The following is a 2,228-nucleotide window of genomic DNA, read 5'->3' as shown; positions in this document are numbered from 1 at the left end:
AGCGAAGACGGCTACGGCCGCAGCGGTGCCAAAGGCACCTTCATGCAGGAGCGGGCCGGGGTAGCGGCCATGGCCCTGGGTATGGTGGAACGCGCCCTGCAGCTGAGCACCCAATACGCCAGCGACCGGGTGCAGTTCGGCCGCGCCATTGGCCAGAACCAGCTGATTCAGCTGAAACTGGCCAAGATGGAAGTAGCCCGCACCAACCTGCAGAACATGGTGTTTCGCTACATCGAGATGACCGCCGAAGGCGAGCAGATGACACTGGCGGAGGCCTCTGCCATGAAACTCTACGCCGCCCAGGCGGCCATGGAAGTGGCCACCGAAGCGGTGCAGATCCACGGCGGCTACGGCTACATGCGCGAATCCCGCGTGGAACAGCTGATGCGCGATGCCAAAATTCTGCAGATTTATGCCGGTACGGATGAAATGCAGATTATCGCCATCGCCCGGGACCTGCTGGGCCGCGTCTAACCTGCACAGAACCCCGGCTATGTAAGCAATTGACTACCACTTATGTAAGCATATTGACCATCGCGCCCAGCGCGATGGTTTTTGTGGTCTTCATCACACAATCTCCCCTGACTACACTCATTCATTATTCGTAGTAAGGTCCGCCAAACCGCCTTTTCAGAGTAGTACGGATGTACTACCTCTCAAAGACGCCGCCGGGCCCAGGGTGATTCTCATGGTAGTACGCTATAGAGCAGACCGGCTCGCCGTTGCTCTGGTGTTAGCGGTATTCAGCATCCAGCTTGGCCTGTTTTTCTTCAGCGAGGGGCTGGCCACCTGGCTGGGCATGCTTGCCCTGTTGCCGGTGCAGGTCTCCTGTGGCGCCATCTGCCACAACCACCACCACGTAAACACCTTCGTGAAGCGCCCGCTAAACCGGCTGTTCGAAATGGTCATGTACCTGCAGACCGGCACCAGCCCGCTGAGCTGGACGCTGCACCACAACATCGGCCACCACCAGCTCTATCTGGACCCGGACAACGACCCGTCCCCCTGGCAGCAGGCGGACGGCAACCTGATGCCACGCTGGCGCTATGTGCTGGTCAACACCCTGCGCATCTACCCGGAAATCCACCGCATCGGTCGCCAGCATCCGGCACTGTACCGTCGCTTCCTGCGTCTGCTGGTGCTCGCCAATATCCCGCTGGCCGCCGCCTTCATGCTGGACCCGCGCAACGCCTTTATCGTCTTCCTGATTCCCATGATCAGCATGCTGTTCATGTTGCTGGACAATACCTACGGGCAACACGCCGGCACCGGCTACGACGACCATTTCCACGCTTCGCGCAATGTGGAACTGAAACGCTACAACCTGCCCTCCTGGAACCTGGGCTACCACACGGCCCATCACATGCTGCCCGGCCTGCACTGGAGTGAACTGCCGGACCTGCACGCCAAAATCCGCCACCGGATTCCGGACCACCTGATCACCGAAAACGTGCTTTTGCAGTGGGAACCCGCCCGCCAGCAGCGCGAAGGAGAAGGACTCCCCTCATGATACGTGGCCTGATTCTTTGCCTGATCATGCTGTCTTGCGCCGCCGCCCGCGCCCAGGATTGCTACTACTACTGGGTACATCAGTGCATTGAGGTGGTGGACGCCAGCCAGCGCCAACTCAGGCAGTTTGTGCTGATTTCCCCGGCGGTGAACTACCTGAGTGTGGACGAAGGCAGCCAATGCAGCGCCGCCGTGAGCCGCCAGCAGGCCCCGCTCAACCACCAGTTGCTGGCCGCGTTCAACGCCGCCGCCAAGCGGATTGATGCCTGTGAAGCCCCACTCTCCGAGCTTTCTGCCCGCGTCTTCGACAAGCCCCACAAGGCCACCTGGCACTACAACCGAAGCCGCAAGGCCAGCCCCCGGAAAGTGATCATCACGGTGGAAAACGCGCCGATCCTCTAAGGAACCTCTGAATAACCCCTTGCGTACTCAGTCTTTCAGGCTGGTTCGCAATCTAGGCGCGCTTTTGAAGGTGTATGTCCATCCATCGAAAAAGGGCAACAACGAGTGCGGGCCAGCCTGGAAGACCCGAAGGGCGCGGCCTGAAGCGCACATCTGCTGCGCCTTGCCTCTCGGAAAGGGAACCACCCTGGCCATCGAGACAAGACACAACAGCTGCACGCTTCAGGCCACGCTGAGCATGCAAGGGGTTATTCAGAGGTTCCCTAACAAAAGGTTAATCGCTGCACTATGCAACGGGTATGCTATGATCGGTGTGC

General features: G+C 59.8%; 3 protein-coding genes. All 3 read left to right on the top strand.

Annotation, left to right across the window (positions count from 1 at the left end; all coding sequences use genetic code 11):
* A partial coding sequence (locus A3754_RS16080; protein WP_197468687.1) for an acyl-CoA dehydrogenase family protein occupies positions 1-474 on the top strand: 474 nt, incomplete at its 5' end.
* 214 nt (positions 475-688) lie between these two features.
* Positions 689-1,510, top strand: a complete 822-nt coding sequence (locus A3754_RS16075) for a fatty acid desaturase (protein WP_063520515.1) — start codon at positions 689-691, stop codon at positions 1,508-1,510.
* The gene (locus tag A3754_RS16070; protein ID WP_063518878.1) at positions 1,507-1,911 is read left to right on the top strand and encodes a hypothetical protein; all 405 of its coding nucleotides are present in this window, start codon (positions 1,507-1,509) and stop codon (positions 1,909-1,911) included. The genes A3754_RS16075 and A3754_RS16070 overlap by 4 nt, the downstream gene beginning before the upstream one ends.
* The last annotated feature ends 317 nt before the right edge of the window (positions 1,912-2,228 follow it).

The sequence above is a fragment of the Alcanivorax sp. HI0083 genome, from assembly GCF_001635175.1.
This window is presented reverse-complemented; position numbering and strand designations above follow the sequence as displayed.